At 42.0% G+C, this 16,821-nt stretch carries 19 protein-coding genes; 11 read left to right on the top strand and 8 right to left on the bottom strand.

Features of this window, described 5'->3' with window-relative positions; all coding sequences use genetic code 11:
- From G9X63_RS09065 to purS, 3 genes are read left to right on the top strand one after another with little or no spacing between them, the layout of a single operon-like run.
- A complete protein-coding gene (locus G9X63_RS09065) occupies positions 1–642 on the top strand; it encodes an MBL fold metallo-hydrolase (protein WP_252622640.1) in 642 nt (213 codons plus the stop codon).
- Positions 639–1,352, top strand: coding sequence for a CDP-diacylglycerol--serine O-phosphatidyltransferase (gene pssA / locus G9X63_RS09060; protein WP_252622638.1), 714 nt, complete (start codon positions 639–641; stop codon positions 1,350–1,352). The genes G9X63_RS09065 and pssA overlap by 4 nt, the downstream gene beginning before the upstream one ends.
- A complete protein-coding gene (gene purS / locus G9X63_RS09055; protein WP_130896307.1) occupies positions 1,352–1,603 on the top strand; it encodes a phosphoribosylformylglycinamidine synthase subunit PurS in 252 nt (83 codons plus the stop codon). The genes pssA and purS overlap by 1 nt, the downstream gene beginning before the upstream one ends.
- Before the next feature lie 4 nt (positions 1,604–1,607).
- Here purS and G9X63_RS09050 read toward each other — a convergent pair whose 3' ends face one another.
- The 4 genes from G9X63_RS09050 to kdsB all read right to left on the bottom strand — a co-directional run bounded on the left by G9X63_RS09050 (position 1,608) and on the right by kdsB (position 7,485).
- Positions 1,608–1,964, bottom strand: a complete 357-nt coding sequence (locus G9X63_RS09050) for a CoA-binding protein (protein WP_252622636.1) — start codon at positions 1,962–1,964, stop codon at positions 1,608–1,610.
- The gene (metF, locus tag G9X63_RS09045; protein ID WP_252622634.1) at positions 1,964–2,917 is read right to left on the bottom strand and encodes a methylenetetrahydrofolate reductase [NAD(P)H]; all 954 of its coding nucleotides are present in this window, start codon (positions 2,915–2,917) and stop codon (positions 1,964–1,966) included. Before metF ends, G9X63_RS09050 begins: the two co-directional genes overlap by 1 nt.
- Positions 2,910–6,668 carry a methionine synthase gene (metH, locus tag G9X63_RS09040; protein ID WP_252622632.1) on the bottom strand — a complete coding sequence of 1,253 codons (3,759 nt, stop codon included), beginning with the start codon at positions 6,666–6,668 and terminating at the stop codon, positions 2,910–2,912. The genes metF and metH overlap by 8 nt, the downstream gene beginning before the upstream one ends.
- A 64-nt stretch (positions 6,669–6,732) precedes the next feature.
- Positions 6,733–7,485 (bottom strand): 3-deoxy-manno-octulosonate cytidylyltransferase, encoded by a 753-nt coding sequence (gene kdsB, locus G9X63_RS09035; protein WP_252622629.1) that lies wholly within the window; start codon positions 7,483–7,485, stop codon positions 6,733–6,735.
- A gap of 63 nt (positions 7,486–7,548) precedes the next feature.
- Here kdsB and G9X63_RS09030 point away from each other — a divergent pair, with 63 nt between their 5' ends.
- From G9X63_RS09030 to G9X63_RS09005, 6 genes are read left to right on the top strand one after another with little or no spacing between them, the layout of a single operon-like run.
- Positions 7,549–8,208: a hypothetical protein gene (locus G9X63_RS09030; RefSeq protein WP_252622627.1), complete on the top strand. Its 660-nt coding sequence runs from the start codon at positions 7,549–7,551 to the stop codon at positions 8,206–8,208.
- Positions 8,195–9,055, top strand: coding sequence for a septal ring lytic transglycosylase RlpA family protein (locus tag G9X63_RS09025; protein ID WP_252622625.1), 861 nt, complete (start codon positions 8,195–8,197; stop codon positions 9,053–9,055). Before G9X63_RS09030 ends, G9X63_RS09025 begins: the two co-directional genes overlap by 14 nt.
- 1 nt (position 9,056) lies before the next feature.
- On the top strand, positions 9,057–9,218 hold the full coding sequence (locus G9X63_RS09020) for a hypothetical protein (RefSeq protein WP_161566450.1): 162 nt from the start codon (positions 9,057–9,059) through the stop codon (positions 9,216–9,218).
- Positions 9,215–9,997, top strand: coding sequence for a TIGR02757 family protein (locus G9X63_RS09015; protein ID WP_252622623.1), 783 nt, complete (start codon positions 9,215–9,217; stop codon positions 9,995–9,997). The genes G9X63_RS09020 and G9X63_RS09015 overlap by 4 nt, the downstream gene beginning before the upstream one ends.
- Positions 9,988–10,866 (top strand): aldose epimerase family protein, encoded by an 879-nt coding sequence (locus G9X63_RS09010; RefSeq protein ID WP_252622621.1) that lies wholly within the window; start codon positions 9,988–9,990, stop codon positions 10,864–10,866. The genes G9X63_RS09015 and G9X63_RS09010 overlap by 10 nt, the downstream gene beginning before the upstream one ends.
- 33 nt (positions 10,867–10,899) lie before the next feature.
- Positions 10,900–11,790 carry a DUF3078 domain-containing protein gene (locus G9X63_RS09005; protein WP_130896291.1) on the top strand — a complete coding sequence of 297 codons (891 nt, stop codon included), beginning with the start codon at positions 10,900–10,902 and terminating at the stop codon, positions 11,788–11,790.
- On the opposite strand, the gene G9X63_RS09000 is transcribed toward G9X63_RS09005, so the two are convergent.
- Complete coding sequence (locus tag G9X63_RS09000) at positions 11,791–12,681, bottom strand: Ppx/GppA phosphatase family protein (RefSeq protein WP_252622619.1); 891 nt, start codon at positions 12,679–12,681, stop codon at positions 11,791–11,793. It abuts the gene before it with no gap.
- On the bottom strand, positions 12,678–12,959 hold the full coding sequence (locus G9X63_RS08995; RefSeq protein ID WP_130923876.1) for an iron-sulfur cluster assembly accessory protein: 282 nt from the start codon (positions 12,957–12,959) through the stop codon (positions 12,678–12,680). Before G9X63_RS08995 ends, G9X63_RS09000 begins: the two co-directional genes overlap by 4 nt.
- A gap of 64 nt (positions 12,960–13,023) precedes the next feature.
- On the opposite strand from G9X63_RS08995, the gene porX reads away from it, so the two are divergent.
- The gene (porX, locus tag G9X63_RS08990) at positions 13,024–14,589 is read left to right on the top strand and encodes a T9SS response regulator signal transducer PorX (RefSeq protein WP_130896288.1); all 1,566 of its coding nucleotides are present in this window, start codon (positions 13,024–13,026) and stop codon (positions 14,587–14,589) included.
- Between the two features lie 2 nt (positions 14,590–14,591).
- Here the strand turns inward: porX and G9X63_RS08985 are convergent, their stop codons facing one another.
- Positions 14,592–15,263 carry a cell division ATP-binding protein FtsE gene (locus tag G9X63_RS08985; RefSeq protein ID WP_252622617.1) on the bottom strand — a complete coding sequence of 224 codons (672 nt, stop codon included), beginning with the start codon at positions 15,261–15,263 and terminating at the stop codon, positions 14,592–14,594.
- Positions 15,264–15,281: 18 nt separating this feature from the next.
- Complete coding sequence (gene fsa / locus G9X63_RS08980) at positions 15,282–15,938, bottom strand: fructose-6-phosphate aldolase (protein ID WP_130896286.1); 657 nt, start codon at positions 15,936–15,938, stop codon at positions 15,282–15,284.
- Positions 15,939–16,118: 180 nt separating this feature from the next.
- On the opposite strand from fsa, the gene G9X63_RS08975 reads away from it, so the two are divergent.
- Positions 16,119–16,820: a tetratricopeptide repeat protein gene (locus G9X63_RS08975; RefSeq protein ID WP_252622615.1), complete on the top strand. Its 702-nt coding sequence runs from the start codon at positions 16,119–16,121 to the stop codon at positions 16,818–16,820.
- Position 16,821: the final 1 nt, after the last annotated feature.

The following is a 16,821-nucleotide window of genomic DNA, read 5'->3' as shown; positions in this document are numbered from 1 at the left end:
ATGATCTTTCACCAAGCCTTCACATTAAATCCGTTTCAAGAAAACACCTATGTTATTTGGGATGAAAAGGGAATTGGTATTATAGTAGACCCTGGATGTTATACCTATGAAGAACGCCAAACATTGAAAGCTTTCATTGAGGAGAAAAATATTACCTTAACCCATATCTTAAATACGCACGCACATATCGATCACGTGCTAGGAGTTGAATATTTCCGTCAAGAATTCAAGATACCTTTTTACCTACATCCGAAAGATGAGCCTCTATTAAAAGATGCAGCGAATCGGGCACAAGTATATGGATTTCCTCACTACCAACCCTCTGAAGTAGACGTTTGGTACGAGGAAAATCAAGTGTTGCACATTGGCGAAATGGAAATCAAGATCTTGTTTGTACCGGGTCACGCACCTGGTCATGTGGCCTTGTATTTTGAAAAAGAAGGCCTTCTATTTGATGGGGATGTCTTGTTTAGACGCAGTGTGGGCAGAACGGACTTCCCTTTGTGTAATCACGCAGATTTAGTGAACAGTATTCAAACGCAATTATACACCTTACCAGACTCCACGATTGTGTATCCTGGACATGGAGGAAGCACCACCATCGGAGAGGAGAAAGTATCTAATCCTTACGTAAAAGCATGAAAAAAGAAATCCCTAACTTATTAACACTAGGTAATTTATTAGCAGGTTGCATCGGACTATGGTTCGTAATGCAAGGCGATTTAGTGAGCGCCTCCTATTGTATATTTATCTCCCTTGTCTGCGATTTCTTCGATGGATTTTTAGCGCGCGCCTTGCAAGCCTATTCTGATCTGGGAAAAGAGTTGGATTCTTTGGCAGATATGGTCTCTTTTGGGGTGCTGCCTGCCTTTATCTTGTTTTCTTTAGTCGAACAAAGTTGCGGCACTCAATGCACCGTGGGTCTATTCGGGTTCTACAAGCCATTTATGGTGTTTGCTTTGGCTCTGATGTCCGCGTATCGTTTGGCTAAATTCAATATTGATACACGTCAAAGCGACCAGTTCATCGGTGTCCCTACACCAGCAAATGGTCTATTAATTGCGTCTTTACCCTTAATTCTACATTTCCAGCCGGAATACAGCGCTTATATTTTATCATTCAAAGGCCTGTTAATTTATGCGGTGGTGATGAGTTATCTATTAGTTTGCGAATTGCCCCTGTTGGCCTTTAAGTTTAAGACCTGTGATTGGAAAAGCAATCAAGTAAAATTCATTTTTCTTATTTTTTGCATTGCTGCCCTTGTTATGCTTAAATTTGCAGCAATTCCGGTTTTAGTGATTGCATACATCCTTCTTTCCGGCCTTATTTTCCTTTTAAATCCAAACAAATAATGAAATTCTTAGCTGAAATCAACGTAATGCCTCAAAAAGAAATCCTTGATCCTCAGGGAAAAGCGGTACTTATTGGCTTACAAAACTTAGGTATTAACCAAGTGGCAGGCGTTCGTATCGGCAAGCACATCACATTAACAGTGGATGCAGCTTCTGAAGCTGAGGCAAATGAGGTGGTAACTAACGCTTGCAAGAAATTGCTAGCGAACTTGATTATGGAAGAATTTGAGTTTACATTAACAGCTCAATAAGAGACTAAAACTGGCCTGTATGCAATAATACCAGCGTGCAGGCCTCTTCTACTTCTATTCCCTTATTCTGTAAAGCTTTCTCTAGCACCGAATTTTCTGTGCCTGGATTGAATATCACTCGTCTGGGTGATATAGCCGAAAGGTATGCTAAAAGACCCTCCTGATTCGCAGGACCTACATACAAAGTAACAGTGTCAATATTTTGCAACAAAGGTTGATCCTGCTGAATCGGTAGACCTAACACCTCCCCTTTTTTAATCCCCACTAATGAGACCTCGTGTCCATGTTGCAAAAGCAATTCCGTAGCGATATAGGCATATCGACTTGGATTCGTACTCGCACCGTAGACCAGAACTTTCATTAGAATAATTTTTCAGCGATAGCGCGTACGCTATCTGATTTACTCATCGTATAGAAATGCAAGGCAGGAACACCGGCTTGAATTAATTCTTTTCCTTGTTGGACTGCCCACTCAATTCCTAATTGCTTGATGGCAGCATTATTCGAGCATTTACGAGCCTCCGAGACAAATTCAGCAGGAATCTCTAAATGGAAAATCTCTGGCAAAATGTCTAATTGACGTTCTGTTGCCAATGGTTTTAGACCTGGAATAATGGGCACATGAATACCCATTTCACGGCATTTTTTAACGAAATCAAAATACTTCGTGTTATCGAAGAACATCTGAGTAACAATATAATCTGCACCCGCATCCACCTTTTGCTTCAAATAGCTTAAGTCTTGATCAAAGGAAACAGCATCAATATGTTTCTCCGGATAACCTGCCACGCCAATACAAAAGTTGGTGGGTAATGATTCCGTTTCTTCGTGCAATAAAATACCTTGATTCATCGCCGCTACTTGCTCCACTAATTCGTTAGCATAGGCGTGACCGCCTGGCTTAGGGATGAAATGAGCTTCCCCTTTTTCTTGATCACCGCGCAATAGAAGGGCATTTTCGATCCCCAAATAGTGTAAATCGATTAGGAAATCTTCGGTTTCTTCTTTGGTAAATCCACCACAAATCACGTGCGGAACGGCTTCGATCTGAAAACGCTGCATGATGGACGCACAGATACCCAAGGTTCCAGGACGCTTGCGAATAGGAATGCGCTTAGAAACGCCATCCACGACTTTATCTACATATTCCTCTCGGTGATACGTCACCTCGATAAACGGTGGCTTAAACTCCATCAAAGGCTCAATGTGCGACATTAATTCGCCCAAATGTTGGCCCTTCATCGGTGGAATAATCTCGATCGAGAAAAGTGTTTTTCCCGCCGCTTCTTCAAAGTATTTAGTAATCTTAGTCATAATTCAATACGGGGCTTAACCATCTTTCTACGTCGTCTAGGGACATACCTTTACGTTTCGCGTAATCTGTTACTTGGTCTTTCGCAATCTTACCTAAACCAAAATACGTACTCTCGGGATGAGAGAAATAGAATCCTGACACCGCGGAAGCCGGGTACATCGCATAACTCTCTGTTAATTGAATCCCAATCTGCTTTTCCGCATCCAATAATTCAAACAAACGCTTCTTCTCCGTGTGATCTGGACAAGCCGGATAACCCGGTGCAGGACGAATTCCGTCGTATTTCTCTGAAATTAAGTCTTCATTGCTTAAAGTCTCTTCTGAAGCATAACCCCAGAATTCTTTACGCACACGTTCGTGCAATAATTCGGCAAAAGCTTCCGCCAAACGATCTGCTAAAGCCTTGACCATAATCGAGTTATAGTCATCGTGCTCTTTTTCGTATTTATCTAACAGGGCTTCGATTCCTAGACCCGTCGTCACCGCAAAGGCACCGATATAATCCGTCTCCCCTGAGTTTAAAGGAGCTATAAAGTCACTTAAACAACGGTTAGGAAGCGTGCTCGCTTTTTGGCCTTGCTGACGTAAATGGTGCAACCATTGGCTCTTGTCAGAAGATTCGTCTTTGTGTTGAATCTCATAAGAAACCTGTTTGTGCGAACCGTGTTTCTCGCAAGCGACCTCAAGCGCCTTCTCCACGTAATCGTGCAAGATAATATCATCTCCTAGCGAGTTTGCTGGGAAGAATCCTAAAGCCGCCTTCGCCTGAAGCGATTTATTAGCTATAATCTCTTTCAATAAAGCCTTGGCATCATCGAATAATTTCTTCGCCTCTTTGCCTACCACTTCGTTATCGAAAATACGCGGGTATTTTCCGGACAATTGCCAAGTTGAGAAGAACGGCGTCCAGTCGATGTATTTCGCAATTTCCTCTAAGGAATAATCCTCAAAATACTTCACGCCTAGGAAAGATGGCTGTTTCGATTTGAATCCAGTCCAATCAATGCCGCTCGGTTTAGCACGCGCCTGATCGATGGACAAGTAATTTTTCTCTTGCTGACGAGCGGCGTGAGCCGTTCTTAATTCGGCATATTCTGTTTTAATCTCGTTGAAGATTTCCTGAGACGTTAATTCACTTTGCAATAAACGACCCGCCACCGGCACAGAACGCGAGGCATCTAACACGTGAATCACGGGTCCTGAGTAGTGAGGATCAATTTTTACCGCCGTGTGAATACGGGACGTTGTGGCTCCACCAATTAAAAGAGGCACTTTGAAACCAAGACGCTCCATTTCTTTGGCCACATACACCATCTCATCTAATGACGGCGTAATCAAACCGGACAAACCGATGATATCTACGTTATGCTCCTTTGCCGCAGCCAGGATCTTATCGCAAGGAACCATCACACCGATGTCGATTACTTCGTAGTTATTACATGCCAAAACCACACCCACAATATTCTTTCCAATATCATGCACATCGCCTTTCACCGTAGCCATCAAGATCTTTCCAGCCGACGAACTCTCCCCTCCTTGCTTCTCTGCTTCAATATAAGGCAATAAATAGGCCACCGCCTTCTTCATCACACGAGCGGACTTCACGACCTGCGGCAAGAACATTTTTCCTTCTCCGAACAAGTCCCCCACCACATTCATCCCATCCATCAGCGGACCTTCGATCACCTGAATCGGGCGCTCCACTAATTGACGCGCTTCTTCCACATCTTCATCGATGAATTCCGTCAAACCTTTAATCAAGGCGTGTTCTAAACGCTTGTTTACCGGCTCTTTTCTCCAGGCATCATCCACTACTAATTCTTTACCCGCGGACTTTACCGTTTCGGCATAAGCCACTAATTTTTCAGTGGACTCTGGATTACGATTCAATAAAACATCCTCGCATAAATCGCGTAATGTCGCATCAATATCATCATAAACGCCTAACTGACTAGCATTAACGATACCCATATCCATCCCCGCCTTAATCGCGTGGTACAAGAACACCGTATGCATCGCCTCCCGAACTAATTCGTTTCCACGGAAGGAGAAGGAAATATTAGAAACCCCACCCGAAACTTTCGCGTGTGGCAAGTTTTCTTTAATCCATTTCGTCGCTTTGATGAAATCAACCGCATAATTATTATGCTCCTCGATTCCCGTCGCAACTGTTAAAATATTAGGGTCGAAAATGATATCCTGAGCCGGGAAACCTACTTTATCGACTAAAATATCGTAAGCACGTTGACAAATCTCGATACGACGCTGGTATGAATCCGCTTGACCCGTTTCATCAAAGGCCATCACGACGACCGAAGCACCGTACATTTTCACTTTGTTCGCGGATTCAATGAATTTCTCTTCCCCTTCTTTCAAAGAGATCGAGTTAACTACCGATTTACCTTGTACGCATTTCAAACCTGCTTCAATTACTTCCCATTTCGAGGAGTCAATCATAATCGGTAAACGAGCGATATCAGGCTCTGCCATCAACAAATTCAGGAATTGAGGCATCATTTTCACGCCATCTATCATTCCTTCATCCATATTGATGTCCAAAATCTGCGCACCACCATCCACCTGCTCACGAGCCACTGCAATCGCTTCTTCAAATTTCTCCTCGCGAATTAAACGCGCAAATTTCTTCGAACCCGTCACATTGCAACGCTCCCCTACATTCACAAAATTGGTTAATTCCGTAATCTCTAAAGGCTCGAGACCCGATAGCTTTTGATTCACATTTTCCTCCGGAATCACGTGCGGCTTGTGCTTCGAAGCCACTTCCGCAATCGCTTGGATGTGCGCTGGCGTAGTTCCGCAACAGCCTCCAATGATGTTCAAAAAGCCGTTTGCTAAGAAATCATCGATGATAACCGCCATTTCAGCTGGGGATTGATCGTATTCACCCATTTCGTTCGGCAAACCCGCATTCGGGTGAGCAGAAACTAAGAAAGGGGATTTATCGTTCAAAGTCTTCACGTAGGGACGCATTAAATCCGCACCCAAAGCGCAGTTTAAGCCCACTGAAAGCAAAGGCATGTGGGATACCGAAGTCAAGAAGGCTTCCGTTGTTTGGCCTGATAAGGTACGCCCAGAAGCATCCGTGATCGTTCCAGAAACCATCACCGGCAAATAAGGCTTAGATGGATTTTGTTTGAAATAGTGATCGATGGCAAACAAAGCTGCCTTCGCATTTAAGGTATCGAAAATGGTTTCTACCAATAGTAAATCAGCCCCTCCATCCACTAAACCACGAATTTGTTCTGTATAAGCCTCAACTAATTCATCGAAAGTGACCGCTCTATAACCCGGATCATTTACATCTGGGGATAGCGAAAGCGTACGATTCGTTGGTCCGATGGATCCAGCGACATAACGTGGCTTTGAGGGATCCTTGGCCGTAAATTCATCCGCAACTTCGCGGGCAATTTTCGCTGACTCAAAATTTAATTCATAGACCAAATCCTCCATGTGGTAATCGGCCATCGCGATGGAAGTTCCGGAGAAGGTATTCGTTTCCGCGATATCTGCACCAGCTGTAAAGTATTTCGCGTGAATTTCTTTGATCACATCCGGACGCGTGATAGACAATAAATCATTGTTTCCTTTCACTTCGTGCGGGAAATTTTTGAAGCGTTCGCCGCGGTAATCCGCATCCGTTAAATTGTATTGTTGAATTAAAGAACCCATCGCGCCGTCAAGAATTAAAATCTTTTCACGCAATACGTCTTTGATGTGTGGTCTTTGCATAAGTATAATCGAATCTTTGACAGATGTTTATGCCAAAAATCTAGCAAATATACCGCTTTTCAGCCTAAATGAGGCCCATTTTTTGAATTTTTTCGAGATCTTCCGGGGAATCAATTCCTATGGTTTCAAATTGCGTTTCGATGGCCTTTATTTGAATGCCATTTTGAATCCAACGCAACTGTTCTAGGGATTCTGCCAGCTCTAGTGAAGTGGGCTTAAGTGCACTTAAACCGGGCAAAATATCAGCCCGATAGGCGTACAATCCGATGTGTTTGTAGAAAGTATGTCTATTTAACCATTCTGAAGGCTCCACCCCTCTTAAAAAAGGAATGGTTTGACGGGAAAAATAAAGAGCATGACCTTCCTGGTCGCAAATCACTTTAGGTGTATTGGTATTGAATAAAGTTTCTGTGTCTGTTATTTTTTTAATAAGAGTCAAAACAGGTGCTCCTGACGCAAATCCTGAAGCCACTTCGCGTAATTGTTCCGGCTCTATAAAAGGCTCATCCCCTTGGATATTCACCACATAATCGACCGTTTCACCTAATCGACTTAGTACTTCGGCACATCGATCGGTACCGGTTAAATGCGTATCAGCTGTCATCATCACCTCTGCCCCGAAGCCAACAGCCACCTCGAAAATTCGCTGATCATCTGTCGCTATCACAATACGATCAAAGCCTTTGACCGACTTGACGCGTTCATAAGTCCGCTGAATCATCGGTCTTCCTCCCAGATCTACCAGTGGTTTTCCCGGGAAGCGAGTGGATGCGAATCGAGCCGGAATTATGGCGACGACCTTTTTGCCGTGAATCATACTAATTACGTTTTTTGATAGAATTTTGCCAAATTTGCACATAATTTCCAAACATTCGAGCCTTTGCCTGTATTTTTCGAACATTCCTTTGCTGAACCAATCTGGAGCATCCGCTTCTGGGGAAAACCAGACGAACCTCGTTTGTGGGTCGAAACGAGAGGAAACGCTGAGGCATTTTGGCATTCGATCGATTTAGCGACTAAAGAGGTTTCCCTTTTAGGAAAGGCTCCCTCCGATTATGCCCAATTAAACTTTGTACACGGCTCAGAAAACGAGGCGCTTTTCATCAAATTACAGCAGTCAAAAAATCCAGGAATAGAGTCTATAAAAACCTATTCTTTAGAGCCACTGAAGCTACTGAAAGAAGAAAAACCTCGCCCAATAAGCACAGAAAGCGACTTTTCATTTCAAGTACCCCAGCATTACGAAGAAAGCCAAGACTATTTTAAAGACTTCCAAACCTTCTTCCAGCAGCAATTCAACGAAACGATCGCGAAAGGAATAGATTATTTTGAAGGTGAGGATAAGCTACTATTTTCTTATTATCTTTACGATAATGGCTGGAAAAACTACCTTCGGGTATGTAATTTAGCCTTTGAGACGATCCTGTTAGAACAGATCGCTGAAGGAGATACCATCGGATACCAAACCTTTACGTTACTCAACGAACAATTGATTTTTGTGAAGGATAAACTGAAATTGAAGATTTATGAAAAATTATAAACTAACCTTACTCATCGCCTTTTTATTTGCATTGCAGTTTTCTACTGAGGCGAGCACCCTTGATTCATTGGGCTTAAAAAAGGAGAACAACAAGACCTTTTTATTGTTCAAAGTGGGACCTAAGCAATCCCTTTTTTCGATTCTAAAACGCTATAATTTATCGTTAACCGAATTCAAATCGGCTAATACCGATGTCCAAATCCCGGTGAAAACGGGCGAAATCGTTTATATTCCTTTGCACTACTTAGAAGAAAGCAATCCTGCCCCTAAAGTAGTGGAAGAAAAAGCAGCAGAAACACCTAAGGAAGCAGAAATTCACATTGTAGCCCCTAAGCAAGGTTTGCTTTCAGTAGCGAACATGCACAAAGTAACGATGGCTGAATTGCGTAAATGGAATAATCTAACCTCAGATCGCTTACAAGAAGGTCAACGCTTAATCGTCTCAGATCCAGCTGGATCCACTTCCGCTATGGCAGTTGATAAGAGCAATTTATTGCCTGCAAAATCGGCAGCACCAGCAGCACCAGCCCCAGCTGAAACCGTCGTAGCTCCCGCGAAAGAAAAAGGACCTGAGGATATCAAAAAGAAGATTGAAACAGGAATTGCGGAACTAATTGACGTACCTGATAATTCTGGCAAATTCTTAGCCTTGCATCGCACCGCTCCGATTGGAACCTTGGTTTTAGTCAAAAATCTAACGAATAATCAAAGCATTTGGGTAAAGGTCATCGGACGTTTGCCGAACGGCGATAACAAAGTGATCATCAAACTTTCTCCGAAAGCTTTTGAGAAATTGAATGCCGTTGATAAGCGCGTTAGAGCTGAAATCTCTTATTTATTACAGTAATATGAACAAGAGAAAAAGGCCTATCACCGCAGGTCACGTTATTTTTGAGGTATTCTTCATTTTATCTTATCCCTTTATTGCGGCGTTTTCGGTTGCGGTAACGGTATTGGTCTGGATATTCTCCCTTCCCTCCCGTTTAATTGCCCTATTTAGCCGAAAATGATTTCAGAAAAAATAGCGGCCATCTTAGACGAGAAATTCGCTTTTTTCAATCATCCGCGCTTCATAGAACACGATCCTATCCAAATTCCGCATCGCTTCAGTCGCTTGCAAGACAAGGAAATTATGGGTTTCTGGGTGGCTATTTTAGCCTGGGGTCAGCGTAAAACGATACTTCAAAATGCGCAAACACTCATCGAATTGATGGATGGCACACCGTATGAGTTCATTTTAGGACATCAAGCATCTGATCTAAAACGATTCGAGCATTTTAAACACCGGACTTTTCAATACCCAGATACGCTGTATTTTATTGATTTCTTCCATAAGCATTACCAAAACAATAATTCCCTAGAAACGGCGTTCAACCAAGGTTTGAAAGCAGAAGATTTAAGTATAGAAAATGGGCTAAACGGATTCTACGATTATTTCTTTCAATCCGAATGGGCTCCAGAACGCACAAAAAAACACATTGCTTCTCCACTGAAAAACTCGGCTTGTAAACGCATCAACATGTTTTTGCGGTGGATGGTGAGAAAAGATGAGGCTGGAGTTGATTTCGGACTATGGAATACCATCAAACCAGCACAATTAGTTTGTCCACTCGATGTGCACGCGATGCGCACAGCTGCCCAACTGGGTCTAATGAAAGAAGAGAAGGCGAATTGGAAAACGGCTTTGGCCCTTACCGAAACGCTACGTGAACTGGATCCAAGCGATCCTGTCAAATATGATTTTGCCCTCTACGGAATGGGCATCGAAGAAAAAACGCTATGGAAATAAGCAACAAAAAGACGGGTGATTACATTCGTATCGACGAAAAAACGGGAGCGAGTTTAATCGAACTAAATCTTGGTGGCCTATCATTAATCGACCTTCCCGGAAGCTCCGATCATCCCTTAGCGAGCAACCCTTACCACCCCAGCGCCTTGTTAACCCCCTGGGTAAATCGAGTTCGTAACGGAAACTATTCATTTAAGGGTAAAAATTACCAATTACCCATCAACGAACCCGCCTTAGGAAACGCTATTCACGGTTTATTGGCTAGAGTACCGTTTACCCTTGTACAAAAAACAGAATCGTCTGTCACATTAGAACATGCGTACCAAGGTGCTGAACCTAATTACCCCTTTCCATTTACTTTCCGATATACGTATACCTTAGCAGAGGAAGGCGGTCTTGAAATTACCTTTATGGCCCAGAACACGGGCTCAACGTCCATGCCTTTCGCCTGTGGCTGGCACCCTTATTTCAGCTTCCCAAACACAAAAGCAGCTGATTTATCTATCAAATTTCATCCCACTAGCCGTTTTTTATCAGACTCCCAAATGATTCCTTTGAAAGAGGAAAATCTACAAGGTAAGAGCGAATTTGTTTTCAGTCAAGAGAAAGTGGACCACGTTTTTCGACTAGAGCCTAGGGAAAAACACGTCACAGAATTCATCGATCATAAACACCAGCGTTCGCTTTTTTTAACTCAATCCTCTGTTCAATTTCCCTTTTTAGTCGTCTTTCAACCGGAAGGATATCACTCGGTGGCGATTGAGCCAATGACTGCCAATACAGACGCCTTTAATACCGGTGATGGCTTGATCGAATTAGCCCCTTCGGAGGCCTTTTCAGGACAGATCCGTTTATCCATAGGAAAATAGATCATTCATTCAGGTTTTTTGTACATTTGTCAAATGAAGTTTAATCTGTTAGTCATTTTACTGTTTTTAACTGCTTGGAGCCCTCTATTCGGGGAATCTAAGGCGGATTCTACAGCGAATAAATGGAAACAAGTGATGACCTCTGGGATTAACTTAAATCAGTCCAGTTTCAGTGATAACTGGAAAGGTGGCGGAACGAATACCTTAGCGATAGGCTGGTATTTGAATCACAGCGCTAACGTTTCGAATGAATCTTGGCGCTTGAATTCTGACCTGAATTTACAAGTCGGATTTCTCCAAAACAGAACTCAAAGTCTACGCAAAAACATCGACCGTATTGCATACGAATTCAAGGCGGGTTATCGCATCAGCCCTAAATGGGACTTTTATGGATCGACTAACTTCCAGACTCAATTCTTTAATGGATATGATTATGGCAAGAAAAATAAAGCGGGCGTTCCGGTAGACTCCTTAATTTCGAGTTTATTTGCTCCGGCCTATTTGACTTCCTCCATGGGTCTAGAATACCATCCAGACAAATCATTTTATACACGAATCGGTATTGGTTCTTTACGCCAAACCTTTGTCTTCGACCAAGCCATCTCCAGAGCAGGATTATATGGTCTAGAGAAACCAGGAGACAATATCAGAAATCAGTTCGTATTTCAATATTTAGTCAACGTGGACAAAGATGTATGGGAGAATATTAATGTAAAAGCACGTTATTCAGCCTTAATCGACTATTTCAGACTTACTTTATCGAACAGTATTGTACATCGATTAGATGCGAATGTAACGATGAAAGTGAATAAATATGTGAGCACTAATCTGCAAATGGTGCTTTTTCGAGATTATGACCAAGATCCTAATTGGCAATTCTCTCAAGTTCTATCCATGGGCCTTGTTTACCGCATCGAAAAATAACTATTTCTTTCGGTTTAAGTACCGATCATACAACATTTGGATAATACCGTCTTTTAACCCTAAATCAGGCACTAATATCGTCTGACAACCGCCTAATTCCATTGCTGTCAAATAGATGGACGCTGCTGGCACTATTACGTCCGCGCGGTCTGTATTTAAACGTAATTTATTCACGCGATCCTCAAAAGAGAACGAACCCACGTAGGCCGCCATTTCAAATAAGGCATCGAAAGTCATCGACTTTTCCTCGGCAGCAGGTTTAGACAAATTAAATAATTTAGCTATGTTTCCTCCTGTCCCAATTGCCTCAATATCTCCTGAAATCAACTCTTTTTGCTGAGAAATCCAATTCTTCATCTTCTCCCAATCTCCCTCTTTTTCCGTTCCTTCTAGTAATCGCACCGACCCTATTTTAAAAGACTTCGAAGCTAATTTTTCCCGGTGACGATAGATATTCAATTCCGTACTACCCCCACCCACATCGATGTGCAGGTAATTTTTCTTCGGATGTAAAGATTGAACGACCACATCATTGATTAATTCTGCCTCCCGGCTACCATCAATCAACTGGATTTTCATATCCAATATCTTATGAATTCGAGTGATAATCTCTGATGAGTTAGACGCTTCCCGCATAGCCGATGTAGCACAAATCGCATAGTCCTTCACTTCGTGCAAGTCCATCAATAATTTATAGGCGTGCATTAATTTGAAAATACGCACCTCAGACTCAGGCGAAATCATGCCATCACCAAAGACATCATGTCCTAAACGAAGAGCAAAACGCACATATTCAATCCGCTTAAAACTGATGACTCCCTCATTTTCTAATACACTAGATATTTGAAGGCGAGCGGCGTTAGATCCGATATCAATGGCTGCAAATTTCATACTTTAGGGGGTTTATGAAGATAAAAACCATTGCCTTGCACTTCGTACGAGATTTCTGTACCTAGGACAAATAATAATTCTCTTCGATCAATAATGACAGGGATATTTTCAATTAAATACTCCTCATCATTTTCTGTTTTAGTATCAAAACCAAGGACAAAAGTTCCTCCACAGGTTCCTCCACGCATTCCCACCCGGAGAAAAGGCTCCGGAAACGTAATTAAACGTAGGTTATCGAGGGCTGATTCGGTCAAACGAACGGGAGGATCTATTAACATGTATTAACGAGGATGTCGATGTAAAATTAGCTAATTTTAGGCTTGAAAGGTAAACAAAAGAGCGATGACGTATAAAATACTTTGGGCGGACGATGAAATTGATTTATTGAAACCCTATATCTTGTTTTTAGAGAGTAAAGGATATGAAGTATTTACGGTTAATTCAGGTGCAGACGCTTTAGAATTAGTAGAAACGCAGAAGTTTGACATCTTGTTCTTGGATGAAAATATGCCGGGAATGTCTGGCCTAGAGGTCTTATTACAGATCAAAAAGTTCAGACCGAATCTTCCCGTTATTATGATCACTAAATCAGAGGAAGAAGAATTGATGGAAGACGCCATCGGTTCGAAAATTGCTGATTACCTCATCAAACCACTTAATCCGAATCAACTATTGCTTTCTGTCAAGCGTATTTTTGATAAGAAAAGACTCGAAGAAGGAAAAACGAATATTAGTTACCAACAAGAGTTTTTGGCCTTATCGATGCAATACCAGGATCATTTGAATGCCAAAGAATGGTCTGACATCTACAAAAAACTAATCTATTGGGAACTCGAAATCGACACAACCGAAAACAAATCGATGGCCGAGGTTTTGAACAACCAAAAAAATGAGGCAAATGCCCACTTTAGTAAATTCATCGAGAAAAATTACGAGGATTGGTTGCAAAAACCCGATACAGAAACACCCGTATTATCGCATTTAATGCTGCGTAAACATGTTTTTCCGAAGATCAACGACAAGAGTCCTCTTTATTTTATTTTGATTGATAACTTGCGTTTTGACCAATGGAAAACCTTAGACAAATACATCCAAGAATACTTCCGATTAGAATCCGAAAATAACTATTATTCCATCCTGCCTACGACAACGGCCTACGCCCGAAACGCCATATTTGCCGGAATGATGCCATCTGAAATCGCTAAAAATTACCCCGACAAATGGGTCTACGATGTAGGCGATTCTGAAGACGAAGAAGGATTCAATAAACAGGAAGAATTTTACTTACAGGAGCAATTAAAGCGCCTAAAAATCAACGCTAAAAGCTCTTATCACAAGATTATTCACCAGTACCAAGGAAAACAATTAGTCGACAATTTCAATAAATTAGCGACTAATGATTTAAATGTCATCGTCTACAATTTCGTCGATATGCTCTCCCATGCTAGGACGGACATGGCTATGATCAAAGAATTAGCTCCAGATGAGTCAGCTTACCGCAGCTTAACGGCCAGCTGGTTCCAGCATTCTCCTCTTTTTGATTTATTAAAGAAGATTGCAGAGAAAAAGGGACGCGTCATCATAACGACCGACCACGGAATGATTCGCGTACAAAATCCGATTAAAATCGTGGGAGATCGGAATACGAATACCAATTTACGTTATAAACAGGGGAAAAATTTGAATTGGGATAACGCGAATAAGATGATGGTTTGCCGAAAGCCTGAGAACATTTTTTTACCCAAACCAAACGTTTCAACCACCTATGTGTTTGCAAAAGAAGATAACTTATTTGCCTACCCTAATAATTATAACCAATACGTAAATCACTATAGAAATACCTTTCAACACGGCGGAATTTCACTGGAAGAATGTATCATTCCGGTGATATACTACACGGGAAAATAGGATTATAGACTGGCTACAGGGAATATTTTACCGCCTTCGCATTTCAGGATTTGACCTGGAACCTTAGCCATTGTATTGTAGTCGTGACTCGCCATGATGATGGCCATTCCACTTTGATTCAGCTCCTTAAATAATTGCATAATTTCCAAAGAAACCTCCGGATCTAAATGACCTGTGGGCTCATCAGCAAGCAATAAAACCGGGTTATTTAGAATGGCACGCGCAATACAAATGCGTTGTTGTTCTCCGCCAGAAAGACGGTGAATACGCTTAGAAATGACAGAACTCATTCCCACACGCGCTAAAACCTCCTCGATTTTGAATCGTATTTCATCCTTATTCGTGTGACCTGTCGCCTCTAAAACAAAGGACAAATTCTTCTCGACATTGCGATCTGTCAGCAATTGAAAATCTTGAAAAACGAAGCCTAATTTACGTCTTAAGAATGGCACCTCTGAACGCTTAATGGTATTCAATGAATAACCCGCCACCGAAGCTGTTCCAGACTCAAGACCAATTTCCGCAATAATACTGCGAAAGAAGGTGCTCTTTCCGCTACCCGTTTTACCAATCAAATAATAAAAATCTCCCTCATTAATCGTTAAATTAATGTCTTCCAGTGTATTAACACCGTCTTGAGAAATACTTACTTGTTCAAAAGATAATACAGACATAAAAATCGCCTAGGTTAATTAAGAATTTGCTTTTGCGTGATCCGCTAAGAATTGCGCTAAACCACTATCCGTCAATGGGTGCTTTAATAAAGCTAACATGGCAGATAAGGGTCCAGTCATCACATCTGCTGCAGCTTCTGCACATTTAATGATGTGCATTGGGTGACGAACAGAGGCTGCTAAGATTTGCGTATCAAATTCGTAGTTATCGTAGATCAATCGAATTTGCTCGATCAATTCGATACCGTCGAAAGAGATATCATCTAAGCGTCCGATGAAGGGAGAAACGTAGGTTGCCCCTGCTTTAGCAGCTAATAAAGCCTGTCCCGCAGAGAATACAAGCGTACAATTCGTTTTAATCCCTCTTTCAGAAAAATATTTCAAGGCCTTGATACCGTCCTTGATCATAGGAATCTTTACTACGATTTTATCGTCCAGCTCCGCTAATTCTTCACCTTCGCGAATCATTCCATCGTAATCAGTGGCGATTACTTCGGCAGAAACATCTCCATCCACAATATCACAAATCGCTTTGTAATGACGTAAGACGTTGTCTTTCCCGGTGATTCCTTCTTTAGCCATTAAGGAAGGGTTAGTCGTAACTCCGTCCAAAACACCTAAATCTTGTGCTTCTTTAATTTGCGCTAAATTCGCTGTATCGATAAAAAATTTCATAGGTCAGATTTTTATAACAAAAAAATGGCAAATTCACCGCTACAACCGACCTACCCTTGCTTCGATCAAGACCTGGGGGATTCAGCGGGAGCTGGTAATTTGCCACCACAAAGATGACAAAAAAGCAGCTTTTTTCAAAATAAATATCGTTTTTTTGGATTAGCCCCTTAACTTTAAAATATGAAAAAATGGATTCTATTGGTTAGCCTTAGTGTTGCTTGGGCTTGTTCTACTTCGGGTGAGGCTTGGTTAGACGAGGCGAAAGCACGTTTACAGAAAGGGGAAACGGTTTCTGCGAAAGAAGCACTGCAGAAAGCGATTGAGAAAAATCCCGGTTTGGCGGAAGCATATAACCTTCAAGGGGTCATTCTATTTCAAGAAAAAAAATACCCAGAGGCAGAAGCCGCTTACCGAAAGGCGATCGATTTAAAACCTTCCATCTATACCGCTCAATTGAATTTAGGTGCGGTTTTGATGGAACAAGGGGTTTGGGATAAAGCCCTAGCGCCTACGGATAAAGCCATCGCTTCGCAGCCGGATTCAAGCGCAGGATATCTCCAAAGAGGGATTATTCAAGCGGCCCTTGCACAACCAGCCAAAGCTAAAATTGATTTTACACAGGCCATTAAACTGGCGCCAAAAGATATTAATGCCTTTTACAACCGCGGAAACATCCTTTTTCAAGAAGAGGATTACGCCGGAGCTGTAGCTGATTTTGCGAAGGCCGCTGAGATTAATCCGAATTTTGGCAAAGCTTATTACGCACTAGGCCTAAGCTATATCAAATCGAAACAAAACGACAAAGCATGCCTTGCCTTTCAACAAGCGCAAAAATTGAATTATCCAGGTGCGGCTGAAGCCGTAAAAAACCTATGTAATTAAT

Origin of the sequence: Aquirufa antheringensis (assembly GCF_023921165.1) — a bacterium.
Classification (GTDB): domain Bacteria; phylum Bacteroidota; class Bacteroidia; order Cytophagales; family Spirosomataceae; genus Aquirufa; species Aquirufa antheringensis.
This window is presented reverse-complemented; position numbering and strand designations above follow the sequence as displayed.